Genomic DNA, 14,620 nt, shown 5'->3' with positions numbered 1-14,620 from the left:
CGATGCCGTGATGACGTTCCTGTCCCGTCCGCCAGATCACCCCGCCTGACGGTTCCCGGTCGCAACCAGTGCTGACGGCAGGTCTCCTGGCTCGCGGTTGTCGTTCCGCATGGCCTTCCCGGGTTGAACGAAACCCCAGTGGCCCCGGGCCATGACGCCCGGCGATGCGTGAACATGCCGCCTACAGTTGCGGGGACAGCCACAGGCTTGGACCTTCCGGCCCGCACTGTGTTCCCTTTTAATCCTCGTTGAGAGGAACCATCGCGCCCTTCATAGAATCTACGCCCTCCCTGTCAATAAAAACGCATGGGCAGATTCAATAAAACCTCCGCACTTCATCCCACGCGTCACGACATGGAATGGCGGCAAAAGCCCCTCGTCCCGCGCAATTGTTTCTTTTCCCTTGATCGCATGCGCTCCATCCCGATTGATCACGATCATGACCATTCCCCCCGCCCCTCCGGCCGATGCCCCCTGCTTGCTCCTGGCCCGTCATCCACCCGTGGCGACCGCTCCGGGCACCTGTTACGGCCGGCTGGACGTCCCCTTGCGCCCCGGCTGGGAACGCCACGCCGACGGGCTGGCGGTGCTGGCGCGCGGGGCGGCACTTCGCGTCATCCACAGCGCCCCGGCCGGCCGCTGCCAAATGATTGCCAGGCGGCTGGCCACCACGACCGGCCTGCCATTGCGGATCGACCCACGCCTGGCAGAACTGGATTTCGGCGCATGGGAGGGCCAGCCATGGGCGGATATCGACCGCGCGGCACTGGATCGCTGGGCAGCGGACCCGGAAGGGTTCGCGCCCCCCGGCGGCGAGAGCGGCGCGGCCCTGCGCCGGCGCACCCTCTCCTTCTGGGCCGACCTTCTGCACGCGGCCCGGCCGACCGGCGTGATCGCCCATGGCGGCCCGCTGCGGCTGCTATGGGCGCTCGCGCGCGGCCGGGCGCCAGACCTGCTCGCCCCCCCACCGCCGCAGGGGGGCGCTGCCCTGTTTCCGCTGCCGACCGTCAGCCGGTCAGCACATCCCACAGCAGCTTGCCGTTCAGCCCCAGAATGATCAGCGCCACCCCCCAGGACAGGACGGCAACCGGGCGGGAAATGGCAAAGGGCCCCATCATCCGCCGGTCGGACACGAACCAGACCAGTGGAACAACGGCAAACGGCAATTGCAGCGACAGCACCACCTGGCTGAACACCAGCAGCCGGTCGACGCCCGCATTACCATACAGGGCCGTCACCACCACCACCGGAACGATGGCGCTTCCCCGCGTGACCAGCCGCCGCGCCCAGGGCGGCAGGCGCAGGTCCAGGAACCCTTCCATCACGATCTGCCCCGCCAGGGTGCCGGTCACGGTCGAATTCATCCCCGCCGCCAGCAGCGCCACGGCGAACAGCGTGGCGGCAGCCCCCAACCCCAGCAGGGGCGAGATCAGGCGCCAGGCCTGCCCGATATCGGCCACGTCGCGATGCCCGCTCTCATGGAAGGCGACGGCGGCAACGATCAGGATCGCGGCATTGACGAAGAACGCCATCATCAGCGCCAGCGTACTGTCCCAGGTCGCCCAGCGGATCGCATCGCGCCGCCCGGCCTCCGACCGCTCATAGGCCCGGCTCTGCACGATCGAGGAATGCAGGTACAGATTATGCGGCATTACCGTCGCCCCAATGATGCCGATGGCAACATACAGCATCCCCGGGTCGGTCAGGATCTCGGGCCGGGGCATCAGCCCCCGCAGTACCGCCGCCACGGGCGGTGCCGCGGCCACGATCTGGATCGCGAAACAGACCGCAATCACACTCAGCAGCCCGATCACGAAGGCTTCCAGCGCACGAAACCCCCGGTTCATCAGCATCAGCACCACGGTGGCATCCAGCGCGGTCATCACCGCGCCCAGCAGAAGCGGAATGCCGAACAGCAATTGCAGCGCGATCGCGGTGCCGATGACCTCGGCCAGGTCGCAGGCGATGATCGCCGCCTCGCACGCCACCCACAGCATCACGGCCACCGACGGCGCGAAACGGTCGCGGCAGGCCTGTGCCAGGTCGCGCCCGGTGGCAATGCCCAGCCGCGCCGACAGGGCCTGCAGCAGGATCGCCATCAGGTTGGACAGCATGATGACCGAGAGCAGCGTGTAGCCGAACGCCGAACCACCGGCCAGGTCAGTCGCCCAGTTTCCCGGGTCCATATAGCCGACCGACACCATGTAGCCCGGCCCCAGAAACGCCAGCAGCCGCCGCCAGCCGGCCGCCCCCGCCGGGACCCGTATCGAACCGCTGATATCGTCGGGGCGCGAGGACGATGCCGCGCGCATCCTGCCGCCACCACCCTTCACGCCGATGGATGCATCCACACCAGGGAAACGATCAGACATCGATTGGAACGCCCTCCGCCGGAAACGGGATTACGGACCGCCTATGGCCCAGCCTAGGACCGGACGAGAGGAATATGCAACATGCTATATGATGTGGCCGAAGCAATGTGACCAGACGCGCAACCCGCTGTCTCCGCCGGATTTTCCCTCCCCGCAGCATCGCGCGGATCCGATCGGACATCAGGCACATTGTAAAATCCGTGAGATCAGTCTTGAGTGAGGAGCCGCCACCGGCACGCACCCTGTCGAGGAGGATGCAGCGTGAAGAAATTCCTGTCCGCCGGACTGACTCTCTACGCCCTGGGCCTGCACACGGCGGTTTGCGCGACGCCCGACCCGGCGGCCATGACGACCGGGCAGGTCACCTTCATGATGAAGGAGATCGGAGTCGGCGCCGGATACACCTGGGGCACCGGCCAACTGGTCTATGGCGGCCGGTCCTACGACTTCACAATTTCCGGCGGTGGGCTGGGCAGCCTCGGCTATTCCTACATCAAGGGCCACGGCACCGTGCACAACCTCGCCCGCCTGCAGGATTTCGACGGCACCTACTGGGCCGTGCAGGCCGAAGCGACGATGGGGCGCGGCCTGGGCAGCAAACTGATGGAAAACAACCATCAGGTGGATATCGACCTGACGGCCACCACCGCCAGCGGCGCCCGCCTGTCGGCGGAAGCCATGCGGATTACGCTCCACCTGCGCCCCCCCGGCTGAGAGGCTGGCCGTAAATGCGCGCTGGTGGCGATCCGGCGCGCGTTTCCTGCGCTTCGCGGCACTCTCGCTCACCAGCCCCCATTTCCGACCAGCCTCTACGAGGCGACAGGCTGTTTCGGACGCCCTGCTGCTTTTCGGATCTCACGGTCACCGCATGATCCCCCATCCGGCCCCGAGCGGGGCGGAATACGCCCGGCACAATGGACATCGGCACGTTTAAATATTAAGTATTATTCTCAACTGAACCTCACGTGCCGAAACGGACCCGGGATGCGACTGAACGAACTGAAACTGGGGGGCAGCGCCATCATCGACCATGTGGAAGACCACACGGCCGGCGACCCGGTCGCCGAACGGCTGCGCGCCCTGGGTTTCGTACCGGGCGAGCCGATCCGGATCGTGGCCGTGGGGCCGATCGGCGCGGACCCGATCGCGGTCGGCATCGGCTTTACCCGCTTCGCCCTCCGCCGCGCGGAAGCGTCGCGCGTGCTGCTGCGCGACGCGGCTTGATCCCGGGCCCGCGCATGAGCCTCCTCTGACATGAGCGTCCTCAACGCCGCCCTGGTCGGCAATCCGAACTGCGGCAAGACGGCCCTGTTCAACCTCCTGACCGGCAGCCGGCAGAAGGTGGCGAACTATGCCGGCGTCACGGTCGAACGCAAGGTCGGGCGGCTGACCACCCCGGGCGGGCTGGCGGTGCGCCTGCTCGACCTGCCGGGCGCCTACAGTCTGGTCGCCACCAGCCCCGACGAGGCCGTGACGCGCGACGTCTGCGCCGGCACCTATCGCGGCGAACCCGCGCCGGAACTGCTGGTCTGCGTGCTGGACGCCACCAATTTGCGCCTGCACCTGCGCTTCGCGCTCGAGGTCCGGCAGATGGGCCGGCCGATGATCCTCGTGCTGAACATGATCGACGCGGCAAAGCGGCAGGGCATCGCCATCGACGTGCCGCGCCTGGCGGCCGAATTCGGCGCCCCCGTGGTCACGGCCGTCGGCATCCGCCGCAATGGCGGGCAGGACCTCCTGCGCGCGCTCGACCTGCCGCCCCCGCCCCCGCCACCCGCCATGCCTGCGGGCAGCGATTTCCATGCCGAGGCCCGCCGCATTCTGGCCGACTGCGTCGCCCGCCCGTCGCGGCTGGGCGTGGCGCTGGAAGAGCGGCTGGACCGCTGGTTCCTGCACCCCGTCTGGGGCATGGTGATCCTGTTCGCCCTGATGTTCGTCATGTTCCAGGCCGTCTTCTCCTGGGCCCAGCCGGTGATGGACCTGCTGGATGCCGGCACCGCAGCCCTCGGCCAGGCCGTCGGCACCGTGCTGCCCGACGGCCCGCTGCGCAGCCTGATCGTCGACGGCGTCATCGCCGGCGCGGGCAGCGTGGTGGTGTTCCTGCCGCAGATCCTCATCCTCTTCCTGTGGATCCTGGCGCTCGAGGAATCCGGCTACCTGCCCCGCGCCGCCTTCCTGCTGGACCGCATCATGGCCACGGCGGGGCTGAGCGGGCGGTCGTTCATCCCCCTGCTCTCCAGCTTCGCCTGCGCGGTACCCGGCATCATGGCCACGCGCACGATCCAGAACCCCCGCGACCGGATGATCACGATCCTGATCGCCCCGCTGATGACCTGCTCCGCCCGGCTGCCGGTCTATACGCTGCTGATCGCGGCCTTCGTGCCCGAACGGCGGATTGGCGGCCTGTTCAACCTGCACGGTCTGGTGCTGTTCGCGCTCTACCTGGCGGGCATCCTCAGCGCGCTGCTCGTGGCCCGGGTGCTGAAGAACCGGGACCGGCAGGAGGAACATCCCCTGCTGCTCGAACTGCCGGCCTACCGGCTGCCCAACCTGCGCGACCTCGCCCTCGGGCTGAAACAGCGCGCGGTGATCTTCCTGTCGCGGGTCGGCACGATCATCGTCACGGTCAGCGTGCTGCTGTGGGCGCTCGCCAGCTTTCCCGCCCCGCCGGCCGGCGCCGCCGGCCCCGCGATCGAATGGAGCCTGGCCGGCCGGATCGGCCACTGGATGCTCCATGTCATGGCCCCGATCGGCTTCAACTGGCAGATCTGCGTCAGCCTGATCCCGGGCCTGGCGGCGCGCGAGGTCGCGGTCAGCGCCCTGGCCACGGTCTACTCCCTGGGCGCCACGGACAGCGACGCCGCCCGCCAGCTCCAGCCGCTGCTGTCGGCGCATTGGAGCCTTGGCACGGCACTGTCGCTCCTGACATGGTATATCTTCGCGCCACAATGTTTCTCGACCCTCGCCGTAATCCGGCGTGAAACCGGGTCCTGGCGCATGGTCGGCATAACGGCGGGCTACCTGTTCGCCATGGCCTACGGCGCCGCCTTCATCGTCTGGCACATATCGCTTCTTCTGGGTTGGGGGGGCAGTCCATGATCGAAACCATCGTCATCGTCGCCATCGTCACGGCCTGCGCACTCTACTGGGTGCGCCGCCTGGTGCCCGCCAGCCAGGGCATGTTCTGGCGCGGCAGCGCGGACATGCTGCGCGCGGTCCACGCCCCGCGCGCGCTGCGCGACCGGGCCGCGCAACGGGCCCGGCAGGGCAGCAAGCCCCCTACCGGCTGCGGCGCCTGCACCAAATGCGGCGACGGCGGCGGCTGCCACTGAGAAGGCCGGGCCGGCCGGAATCTCCTCAACCGGAGCCCCTTGAACCTGCGGGGGCACATGCCAACGTCACGTGCCGGCCGTCTGGCGGCCTGGCCGAGGACGTACGTCCCGGGGAGATGGATCATGAATGCCATCACGCTTGTCCTGTCGGCGGCGCTGCTGCTGGCCGGCGTCCTCCTCGCGCGCGAAGAGGGTCTCTATCACCCGATCATCGCCCTTCCATTCGTCATCCTGTCGGCATTGACGTTCCTGTCGCTGCGAATGGCCAATGTCTGGCAGAAATTCGTGGTGCTGCGGATGGGCCGCCTGCAGGCCGTGCGCGGACCGGGCCTGTTCATGATCATCCCCGTCATCGACCGGATCGTGGCGGTGATCGACGAGCGGATTCAGACCACCGCGTTCAATGCCGAACAGGCGCTGACCCGCGACACGGTGCCGGTGAATGTCGATGCCGTGATCTTCTGGCACGTCCGAGACGCCGAGGCCGCCGCCCTGCGGATCACGAACTACCGCGAGGCCATCGACCGGGTCGCCCAGACCTCGCTGCGCGAAATGATCGGCGCATCCATGCTGGCCGCGCTGCTCTCCGACCGCCGCTCCTCCAACGAGCAGCTACGCGCGGAAATCGGCGCCAAGACCGCAGCCTGGGGCATCGACGTGATGTCGGTCGAAATCCGCGACGTCGCCATTCCCGTGGCATTGCAGGACGCGATGTCGCGCCAGGCCCAGGCCGAGCGCGAAAAACAGGCACGGATCATCCTGGGCTCGGCGGAGGCCGAAGTGGCAAGCCGCTTCGTGGATGCCGCCGAAGCCTATGCCGGCCACCCGGCTGCCCTTCAATTGCGGGCCATGAACATCATTTACGAAACGACCAAGGAGCGCGGGGCCACGATCCTGATCCCCACGACCATGATCGACAGCATGAACCCCGCCTCGGCGCTGATCCTCGCCAACGTCGCCGCCCAGGGGGCGGCCACGTCGGTGCGCACCGCCGCCGAGTGATGCAGAGTGATATGGATTCCACGCGGTTCGGCGAATTTCTGTCCTTATTCCGGTCGGGGACAGCTTGTCAGCCCGTACCATTCTCCGGGGCCGACTCTCGAACCGGGTTCAATTGAAACTGACATCAACACCGGCAAAGATGCCGAAACCATCTCCGACCAACTCGGCAGCGGCATCTCCCTTCGTCGACGTGTAAACGGGAACCACACCCATCGCGTAATGCTTGTTGGCAAGGTTATGGAACTGAAGATAAACGCGGCGGCTCTTCTGCGGCCAGAGATAGCCGAGTGTATAGCTATAGATATGATACGGCGCCGTTCTCGCTCCATTATCGTAGGATGCGACGGTTGAAGACGCCGCCTCGACATCGAAGGTGGTATAGAAGCCGTTCTTGAAGTCCGCGTGCAGTTCACCCTGATAATAATGTTCCGGCACACCGGGCAGCCGATTATGCCCGAAGACCGGGTCATGATTGTAATGGAAATCCGACCACGTATAGGATTGCATGTAGGTAATGGCGTTCCCGTTCCATTTGAACAACGTGCCATCTATTCCGGCTTCGACACCCTGATGGATCGTGCGCGAGGCATTGGTGAAGACAGCGCTGTTATAGAGCTGCGAGACCGCCGTGACCGCCGAGAGAAGCTCGTTATGCACGGCCGAGTGGTAGTAGGAGACACTCCAGTGCTGGCCCTTGTATGTCCCGTCCGAGCCGACCTCGAAGGTCGTCGCGGTCTGCGGCTCCAGCTTCTGCCAGCCTTCGGTCTGCCCCTGCGCGAGACCGGAGGTGTAATGCGTGCCCGAAAGGAACTGCCAGTCCTGCGCGGACTGGACGCTGCGGCTCACATTGCCATAGATACGGATGACCGGCGTAAGCTGGTAACGGAATCCGCCACGCGGTGCAAAATTCAGCGGCGCCGTGCTGAAATGATTCTGAACCGGATAGACCACCGACCCGGAACGAGGGTCGTAGCTCAGCCCGCCACCGGCCGTCAGCCAGAAATTCCTGAAGATTTCGGTATTATTGCTGACGTGGACCACCGTGCTGCTGCCACCCAGCTTCTGCTTGGTAAGGAGCGTGCCCACAGGCACGGTGGGATAGGCGGCCTGCCGGCGAACCAGGTTCATGAAGTTGCTTCCCGGCAGGTCACCTGTCGCGTAAACACCGGCGGTCGTCTCGGACTTATGGCCAAGTATCGTGTCGTTTCGATTATAGTTTATGACGCCGCTCAGATAAAAATTGTTGTAGATTGATGCGGTATTGCCAAGCTGGTGATCCATTGGCGCGTCGATATAGGTCGCCCCGATGACGACGCGGGAGGCATCGTCGATGCGGACGGTCGTCCGGTTGCCGAAATACTTCGTTCCAGGCTCGATCGTGTAGGTTCCCCAGGTGCTATAGGGATATTGGGCCTGTTTCGGATTCTCCCTGACCTGCGCGCGCGTCAGATAATAGGGATTGCCCTCGTAGGTCTGGCGGTAGCGGAAGAAGAAGCGCGTATCGACCGAATCGCTGAAACGGTAGCCGTAGTTGAAATTGATGCCGAACGAAGTCGCCTTCGTCTGGTCCTGGTAGCCGGCACGATATGAGTTCGTGACACTGATATAGTAATCCGATTTGCCGATGACCTTGCCGGAGGAAAGCTGCTCCTTCACATAACCGAAGCTGCCCGCTTCGACGCGCGCCTGATAGGTCTTCGCGTCGTAGCCAGTGAAGCTGTGGAAGTTGATCAGGCCGCCGAGTTGCAGCGAGCCGCTGTCGAGCCCGTTACCACCACGCAGGACCTCCGTATACTGGATACCCAGCGGCTCCATGAGTTCGTTGAACGAGCCGATGGGCGTGGTCGCCGGCAAGTCGTCGAACAGAACGATGACGCCGGCACGCGTCGCATTCGCTCCAACCTGGAGGCCAGACCCGCGGATGGACAGGCGAAGATCGTCCGAGCCGGCCGGAGCCTGCGCGTACACACCTGGCTGGTAGCTCAGCAGATCGGCGGAAGTCGCGTTGCGCTGTTTCAGCACCATCGCGGAATCGATGATGTTGGTCCCACCGGGGATCGAGAGAAGCTGAGCGCCTGCCCGGCGGATCGGGGCCAGACGGGCAGCCGTCACATCCACCTTCTCCGCGTCCGACGCGCTGGCGCCACCCATATACATGCCGCCCATATCGTCATCCGCAGCGTTCGCGGCAGTCGCGGCCTTTCCCGAGGAAACCCCGGCCACAGGCTTCTGTGTCACGGCCTTCGCCGGTGTCGCGTTCATCCCATGATGATGGCCGTTCGTCTGAACATTCGTCCGGGTCGCATCCGCCGACTGGGCGCGGGCAATATCAACGCTTTCAAACGACACCGAGCCCAGCAGCAGCGTCGCCAGCGATGTCGTCACCGCATGTCTCATGATACCGTAACGGGTCCTGTCCTGATAAGGCATGATCTGTCCTGTTTGTAACATCTTTGTCCTGGTCTCTATTCTTCTGCCCTGAAGGACAACCGACATCGGCCCGCCCGTCGGGCACGGCGCAAAGCAATGCTCACCGCGCGAATTCCTCGCCATGCCCAAGGGCAATCAGGATGTCCCGCCGACGCGCAATGAAGGCCGGGTCGTCGCGAAAGCGCGGAAACGGCAATCCATTGTCGACCTCCCGGATGATCCGGGCCGGACGCGGCGAAAACACCAGAATCTTCGTGGCCAGCAGCAAGGCTTCCTCCACGTCATGCGTCACCAGGATGGTGGTGAAGGCATGACGCCGCGCCAGCGCCAGCAATTCCTCCTGCATCGTCATCCGCGTGAGCGAATCCAGCTTGCCGAAGGGCTCGTCGAGCAGCAGCACACGCGGGTGGTTCACCAGCGCCCGCGCAAACGCCGCGCGCTGCGCCATGCCGCCGGACAGTTCATGCGGATATGCCCCGGCAAAATCGGCCAGCCCGACCAGCCGCAGGGCCTGCGCCACACGATCTTCCCCACCCCCGATACCCCGCGCCTGCAACCCGTAGGCGACATTGGCCTCCACCGTCCGCCACGGCAGCAGCAGCGGGTCCTGGAACACCAGCAGCCGACTGGGGTCCGGCCCGACGACACGGACATGATCGAGCCCGATCCGCCCGGCACGGGGCGCATCCAGCCCGGCGATCAGACGCAGCAGGGTCGACTTCCCGCACCCGCTCGGCCCCAGCAGGGCCACGGTCTCGCCGGCCGGAACATCGAAGCTGACATCGTCGAGAACCGGCAGCGCCCGCGCCGCGTCGCCAAAAGCGTGCGAGACCGCCCGCACCTGCACCGACGCACCCACCGACGCACCGGCAACGATTTTTTTCGCGGCAGCCGTCACCACTGAACCGTCTCCCGGTTCCAGCGCAGCGCATGGCGGCGCGCGGCAAACAGCGCCATCGTCAGGCCCGAGAACAGCACCGACATCACCGCCAGCGCGGCATAGAGATTGGCATAGGCCGCCCATCCCTGCGCCCATTGCAGATACCAGCCCAGCCCCGCCTTCGCCCCCAGCATCTCGGCCACGATCAGGACGATGAACGACGCCCCCAGCCCCATGAACAGGCCGACAAACACATGCGGCAGGCTCGCCGGAATCACGATGGTGCGGATCAGGAACCCGTCCGACGCACCCAGCGTGCGCCCGACATCGTACAGGCGGGAATCCACCAGCATCACCCCGGAGGCCGTCAGCACCGCGACAGGAAACGCCGTGGCCAGAGCAATCAGGAAGATGCTTGCGGCAGAAATCGTCGGGAACACGAACAGCGCGACCGGCAGCCAGGCAATCGGCGGCAACGGCCCCAGCAGGCGAATGACCGGATGCCCCCAATAACGCGCCTCCGGCGACCATCCCATCGCCAGCCCGGCCAGGAATCCCGACAACGCCCCCAGCCCGAAACCAGGAAACAGCAGCAACAGCGAACTGATAACGCTGTGCCCAAGACGCGCAAAATCGATGCGATAGACATCCAGCACCGCTTGCGGCGACGGAAAGAACGGCAGCGGCAGCCACCCGGTCTTGGCGGTCACGACCTCCCACACAGCCACCACCACGCCCAGCGCGGCAACACGCCGCCCGTGCGAGGCCAGCGGCGCACACCAGCCGGACGGTCCGATCAGCGCGAACAGGCCGGACAGGATCGCGACCGCCCCTTCCAGCTCGACCAGCGGCCGCGCCACGGGCGCACGCACCTGGTCGGGCAACAGGCCCGTAACGGCGGCGGCGACGGCCCACGCCAGCCCGCTGACAAGGCCCGGCCACCACGGGCGGAAGACAGGCCGTACGGCAATCGGCAGGGCAGCACTGCCGGCCGCCTGCCCGGTCAGGTCAGACATGCGCCGCCTCCCCCTTTGTCACGTCATCGACAATGCCGCGCGCGAAGCCCTGCGGGTCGAGATCGGGGCTCATCACACCGATGGTCTTGAGCTGCGCCGCGTAGAACGCCACCTCCGCCGCAAGATCGTGGCCCAGCGGATGTATATGATGCGTCTGCATCCGCAGGACGGCGGCAATATCCTCGACCGGCGCCTTGACCGCACCATATTGCGCAAAGGCGCGCGCCACCTGCATCGGGTCGGCGGCGCAGATTTCCGACGCCTGCACCATGGCATCGACCAGCGCCAGCACGGCCGGCCGGTCGCGCCGCAACAGCGTATTGCTCGCCGCCACCACGCAGCACACCCGCCCCTGCCAGGGCGCGGACAGGTTGGACAGGATCTCCACCAGATCCCCGCCCGACCGGCGCTGCGCGAGATACATCAGCGGATCGGAATCGGCGTAGGCCTGGATATCGCCTTTCAGCAACGCGGCTTCCAGCAGCGGCGCCGGATAGACACGCCACGCCACATCCCGCAAAGGGTCCACACCGTTGCTCTTCAGCAGCAGGGCGAACGTATTGTAGGCAAACCCGGTCGCGTCCGCGATACCGATGGTCTTGCCGCGCACGCTGGCGATATCGTCCGTCACCCCGGCGCGGCGCGAGCCGACCATGCGCATGCAGCCGCCATGCGTTCCCGCCACCAGCTTCAGGTCGAACCCCTGCTCCAGCGGCTTGATGAACTGCATGATCATGCCGGCTCCCAGATCGACCTTTCCGGTCGCCACCGCCTCCAGCAGGGTCGGGGTATCGGTCCAGTTCGTGAATTCGACCTTCAGCCCACGGTCGCGATACAGCCCGATCTGTTCGGCCAGGATCAGCGGCGCGACGCAGGGCGCATTCACCGGCAGCGACAGCCGCACGATGCGCAGCCCGTCCGCCGTGCGCGGCAGCGGTCGCGCGCCGGAATGCCGGGCCGCCAGCACCGTGCCGCCCGCCATGGCGGCCAGCGCGCCCAGCACGACGGCCCGCCGTCCCCAGTGCACTCGCGGTTCGGGCAGCGGGGGCTCGACAATATCGTCGAACGAACGATTATCCGATGGATGGGACATGACGCGCCTCAGCTCCAGGGATGCAGCGGCGGCCTGCGGCCATTGAGGTAGTAATCGCCGACGATCGCGTATTTCCACCGCACCGGGTCATGCAGCGTGTGGGTCCGCGCATTGCGCCAGAGCCGGTCCAGCCCCAGCGAACGGTCGGTAGATGCCGTCCCCCCCAGTTCGAACAGCCGGTTCGTACTCTCGATGGCAATCTCGGTCGTCAGGATCTTGGATTCCGCGACCGCGATCTGCGCGGCAGCCACCGTATCCGGGGTCGGCTCATCCAGCGCCACGTCGATCGCCCGGCCTGCCACGTCCAGCAGCGCCCGGGCCGCACTCAGCCGGACATGCAGCCCGCCGAGCGCATGAATCGTGTAAGGGTCGTCACTTGCCCGCCCGGCGGGGCTGTCCACCCAGGCACGGGTCCGCGTGCGGACAAAATTTCCGGTCTCCGCAATCGCCGCTTCCGCCAGCCCGGCATCGATCGCCGACTGGATGAATTGCGAAATCGCACTGTCCGTCGTCGGGTTTTCAGGAAGATAAGCCTTCCACGCCGCGACGACCCGCCGCTCCGGAACCCGCACATTCTCGATCAGGACCTTGCCGCTGCCGGTACCGCGCTGACCGAACGACGCCCAGTCGTTGATGACGGTCAATCCCGGCGCCGCACGGTCGGCAATGGCCAGCCAGCTCCGCCCTTCCTCGTCCAATGCCACGATCTGCACCAGATCCGCCGCAAGCGCGCCGCTGGCATAATGCTTGACGCCATTGACGACCACATCGCGCCCATCCCGCACGAAACGGGTCTTCAGATCGCCGACTGTACGCGTGCCGGTTTCGGAAAACGCATTGCCGAAACGCCTGCCGGCCAGAATTTCAGCGAACAGGTCCGCCTTCTGCTCTTCAGTCCCGGTGGACCGGATAACCGCCACCGTGGCCAGATGATTCTGCGTCAACTGGCCGATCGACGAATCCGCCGCCGAGATCAGCCGGATCACGTGCCCCACCGTCACATAGGATACATCGGCGCCGCCATAGGCGCGCGGCACGGTAACCCCCCACAGGCCCGAAGCGGAATAAAGGTCCAGTTCGGCGGAAGGAAACAAATCCCGGCGGTCCCGCTCCACGGCACCTTCCGCGATCCGCGCCGCGACATCCCGCGCAATCGCGATCGCCTCTTCATCGTCGCGGATCACATGCGCCGCAGGCCGGGCAGCCGGCGGCGGAACCACGCCGCCGTCACCGACAACAAGGGGAATGCTCATGGCTATTATCCGTATTCTGTCCCGTAAGTCGGGAAATCAGGAAGCCAGGACCCTCTGCCCGGCCTTGCGGCGAACCAGTTCTCCATGCGGCGCGTGAATCCGCCCGCACAACGCGTCCCGATGACATCGCTCCAGCGGATTGCGCGCGCTCAGCCCCGCATTGCCCGCCAGCGACAGCAGATGCAGCGTCAGGTCCGCCGCCCCGTCGATCACCCGTGCCTTGATGACGGCCGCGCCACGATCGGCCGCCTCGGCCCTGCCGGCGGCGACGTCTCCCGCATACAGGTCGAGAAGCATCCGGGCCTCGTCCAGCGCCAGCACCACCCTGCCAACCGCATCCTGGACCGAGGGCAGCGTCGCCAGCGGCTGGCCCAGGTTCGACGGCACGCGCCCGCGCAGAAAGCCCGCCGTCCAGTCCAGAGCGGCCCGCACGATCCCGTCATACAGCGCCCCCAGCAGGCCGGTATTCCACCGCATCATGCCACCCAGCACCGGATGCCTCGCATCGCTTTCGACCAGATCCGTGACATCTCCGGCGGGGACGGCCACGTCACGGAATTCGACCTCGTGGCTATGCGTCGCCCGCATGCCCACATGGTCCCAGTTCCGATGCTCGATCACCCCGTCAGCCCGCGCCGGCACCAGGAACAGCCCGACGCGCGGCGTCGGCTCGTCGGTCCGGGCCCGCACCAGCAACCATGCCAGTGCCGGAATGCCCGTCACATAGGCCTTGCGCCCCGTGATCCGCCATCCGTCCGGCGTGGCGGTGGCCACCGTCTCGGGCAGGCCACCATATGAGGCCGAGCCCAGATCGGGCTCCGCCAGCGCGGCATTGATCAGCCCCGGCCGCCGGACATTCTCCTCCTCCAGCCGGGCCGCCAGCGCCTCCGGCCACCCCGCCCGCGCCGCAATCGTCGCATGAACCATGTAATGATTGACGATCACCAGCGCGGTGGAGGCGTCTCCCTGCGCCAGACTGCCGATCACCGCCTGCGCCGTCGCCAGCGATCCGCCCAGCCCGCCCGCCTCCCCCCGGCTGGGCAGCGCCATCAGGCCGGAGGCAATGAAATCGGCGATATCGTCGAACGGAAAGCCGGCATCCCGATCATGCCCGGCCGCCCGGTCCGCAAAGAGGCCGCGCAGCGATGCCGCCCGCGCCAGGATCGCATCCGCGTTCGCACCACCCACCTGTTCCGCACTCTCACCCCTGGAGACGACACGGGACGTCGGAATCGAAATCAT

General features: G+C 66.3%; 14 protein-coding genes and 1 riboswitch. Of the genes, 6 read left to right on the top strand and 8 right to left on the bottom strand.

Annotation, left to right across the window (positions count from 1 at the left end; all coding sequences use genetic code 11):
• Nucleotides 1-59: 59 nt before the first annotated feature.
• A riboswitch (cobalamin riboswitch) is annotated at nucleotides 60-278 on the bottom strand.
• Nucleotide 279: 1 nt separating this feature from the next.
• Complete coding sequence (locus HLH29_RS14200) at nucleotides 280-441, bottom strand: hypothetical protein (RefSeq protein WP_182967945.1); 162 nt, start codon at nucleotides 439-441, stop codon at nucleotides 280-282.
• Between HLH29_RS14200 and HLH29_RS14195 the strand changes: the two genes are divergently transcribed.
• Entirely contained in the window at nucleotides 440-1,057 is a 618-nt protein-coding gene (locus HLH29_RS14195) for a histidine phosphatase family protein (protein ID WP_182967943.1), read from the top strand. The two genes, HLH29_RS14200 and HLH29_RS14195, sit on opposite strands and share 2 nt — an antisense overlap.
• On the opposite strand, the gene HLH29_RS14190 is transcribed toward HLH29_RS14195, so the two are convergent.
• Nucleotides 1,008-2,312 carry an Nramp family divalent metal transporter gene (locus HLH29_RS14190; protein WP_246374270.1) on the bottom strand — a complete coding sequence of 435 codons (1,305 nt, stop codon included), beginning with the start codon at nucleotides 2,310-2,312 and terminating at the stop codon, nucleotides 1,008-1,010. The genes HLH29_RS14195 and HLH29_RS14190 overlap by 50 nt on opposite strands.
• Before the next feature lie 321 nt (nucleotides 2,313-2,633).
• On the opposite strand from HLH29_RS14190, the gene HLH29_RS14185 reads away from it, so the two are divergent.
• The 5 genes from HLH29_RS14185 (at nucleotide 2,634) to HLH29_RS14165 (ending at nucleotide 6,706) form a co-directional block, all read left to right on the top strand.
• Entirely contained in the window at nucleotides 2,634-3,086 is a 453-nt protein-coding gene (locus HLH29_RS14185) for a hypothetical protein (RefSeq protein WP_182967939.1), read from the top strand.
• A gap of 270 nt (nucleotides 3,087-3,356) precedes the next feature.
• Nucleotides 3,357-3,596: a FeoA family protein gene (locus HLH29_RS14180; protein ID WP_182967937.1), complete on the top strand. Its 240-nt coding sequence runs from the start codon at nucleotides 3,357-3,359 to the stop codon at nucleotides 3,594-3,596.
• Nucleotides 3,597-3,626: 30 nt separating this feature from the next.
• Nucleotides 3,627-5,471: a ferrous iron transport protein B gene (feoB, locus tag HLH29_RS14175; protein ID WP_182967935.1), complete on the top strand. Its 1,845-nt coding sequence runs from the start codon at nucleotides 3,627-3,629 to the stop codon at nucleotides 5,469-5,471.
• Nucleotides 5,468-5,704 (top strand): DUF6587 family protein, encoded by a 237-nt coding sequence (locus HLH29_RS14170; RefSeq protein WP_182967933.1) that lies wholly within the window; start codon nucleotides 5,468-5,470, stop codon nucleotides 5,702-5,704. The genes feoB and HLH29_RS14170 overlap by 4 nt, the downstream gene beginning before the upstream one ends.
• 123 nt (nucleotides 5,705-5,827) lie before the next feature.
• A complete protein-coding gene (locus tag HLH29_RS14165; protein WP_182967931.1) occupies nucleotides 5,828-6,706 on the top strand; it encodes a slipin family protein in 879 nt (292 codons plus the stop codon).
• A gap of 108 nt (nucleotides 6,707-6,814) precedes the next feature.
• Here the strand turns inward: HLH29_RS14165 and HLH29_RS14160 are convergent, their stop codons facing one another.
• The 6 genes from HLH29_RS14160 to HLH29_RS14135 all read right to left on the bottom strand — a co-directional run bounded on the left by HLH29_RS14160 (nucleotide 6,815) and on the right by HLH29_RS14135 (nucleotide 14,620).
• Entirely contained in the window at nucleotides 6,815-9,103 is a 2,289-nt protein-coding gene (locus tag HLH29_RS14160; protein WP_246374265.1) for a TonB-dependent receptor family protein, read from the bottom strand.
• Between the two features lie 133 nt (nucleotides 9,104-9,236).
• On the bottom strand, nucleotides 9,237-10,037 hold the full coding sequence (locus HLH29_RS14155) for an ABC transporter ATP-binding protein (protein WP_338030250.1): 801 nt from the start codon (nucleotides 10,035-10,037) through the stop codon (nucleotides 9,237-9,239).
• Entirely contained in the window at nucleotides 10,031-11,032 is a 1,002-nt protein-coding gene (locus tag HLH29_RS19675; protein ID WP_246374264.1) for an ABC transporter permease, read from the bottom strand. Before HLH29_RS19675 ends, HLH29_RS14155 begins: the two co-directional genes overlap by 7 nt.
• Nucleotides 11,025-12,125, bottom strand: a complete 1,101-nt coding sequence (locus tag HLH29_RS14145; protein WP_182967925.1) for an ABC transporter substrate-binding protein — start codon at nucleotides 12,123-12,125, stop codon at nucleotides 11,025-11,027. The genes HLH29_RS19675 and HLH29_RS14145 overlap by 8 nt, the downstream gene beginning before the upstream one ends.
• A gap of 8 nt (nucleotides 12,126-12,133) precedes the next feature.
• Nucleotides 12,134-13,378, bottom strand: a complete 1,245-nt coding sequence (locus HLH29_RS14140) for an SfnB family sulfur acquisition oxidoreductase (protein WP_182967923.1) — start codon at nucleotides 13,376-13,378, stop codon at nucleotides 12,134-12,136.
• Between the two features lie 36 nt (nucleotides 13,379-13,414).
• Nucleotides 13,415-14,620 (bottom strand): acyl-CoA dehydrogenase family protein, encoded by a 1,206-nt coding sequence (locus HLH29_RS14135; RefSeq protein WP_182967921.1) that lies wholly within the window; start codon nucleotides 14,618-14,620, stop codon nucleotides 13,415-13,417.

The organism is Gluconacetobacter tumulicola (assembly GCF_014174215.1).
GTDB classification, from domain to species: domain Bacteria; phylum Pseudomonadota; class Alphaproteobacteria; order Acetobacterales; family Acetobacteraceae; genus Gluconacetobacter; species Gluconacetobacter tumulicola.
The sequence above is the reverse complement of the archived record's forward strand: the minus strand, read 5'-3'. Positions and strand labels throughout refer to the sequence as shown.

Coding starts and splice junctions, on each gene's coding strand:
- feoB (WP_182967935.1), top strand. CDS start 3,627: ATGAGCGTCCTCAACGCCGCCCTGGTCGGCAATCCGAACTGCGGCAAG.
- HLH29_RS14160 (WP_246374265.1), bottom strand. CDS start 9,103: ATGAGACATGCGGTGACGACATCGCTGGCGACGCTGCTGCTGGGCTCG.
- HLH29_RS14135 (WP_182967921.1), bottom strand. CDS start 14,620: ATGATTTCGATTCCGACGTCCCGTGTCGTCTCCAGGGGTGAGAGTGCG.
- HLH29_RS14145 (WP_182967925.1), bottom strand. CDS start 12,125: ATGTCCCATCCATCGGATAATCGTTCGTTCGACGATATTGTCGAGCCC.
- HLH29_RS14170 (WP_182967933.1), top strand. CDS start 5,468: ATGATCGAAACCATCGTCATCGTCGCCATCGTCACGGCCTGCGCACTC.
- HLH29_RS14180 (WP_182967937.1), top strand. CDS start 3,357: ATGCGACTGAACGAACTGAAACTGGGGGGCAGCGCCATCATCGACCAT.
- HLH29_RS14200 (WP_182967945.1), bottom strand. CDS start 441: ATGATCGTGATCAATCGGGATGGAGCGCATGCGATCAAGGGAAAAGAA.
- HLH29_RS14190 (WP_246374270.1), bottom strand. CDS start 2,312: ATGCGCGCGGCATCGTCCTCGCGCCCCGACGATATCAGCGGTTCGATA.
- HLH29_RS14140 (WP_182967923.1), bottom strand. CDS start 13,378: ATGAGCATTCCCCTTGTTGTCGGTGACGGCGGCGTGGTTCCGCCGCCG.
- HLH29_RS14195 (WP_182967943.1), top strand. CDS start 440: ATGACCATTCCCCCCGCCCCTCCGGCCGATGCCCCCTGCTTGCTCCTG.
- HLH29_RS14165 (WP_182967931.1), top strand. CDS start 5,828: ATGAATGCCATCACGCTTGTCCTGTCGGCGGCGCTGCTGCTGGCCGGC.
- HLH29_RS19675 (WP_246374264.1), bottom strand. CDS start 11,032: ATGTCTGACCTGACCGGGCAGGCGGCCGGCAGTGCTGCCCTGCCGATT.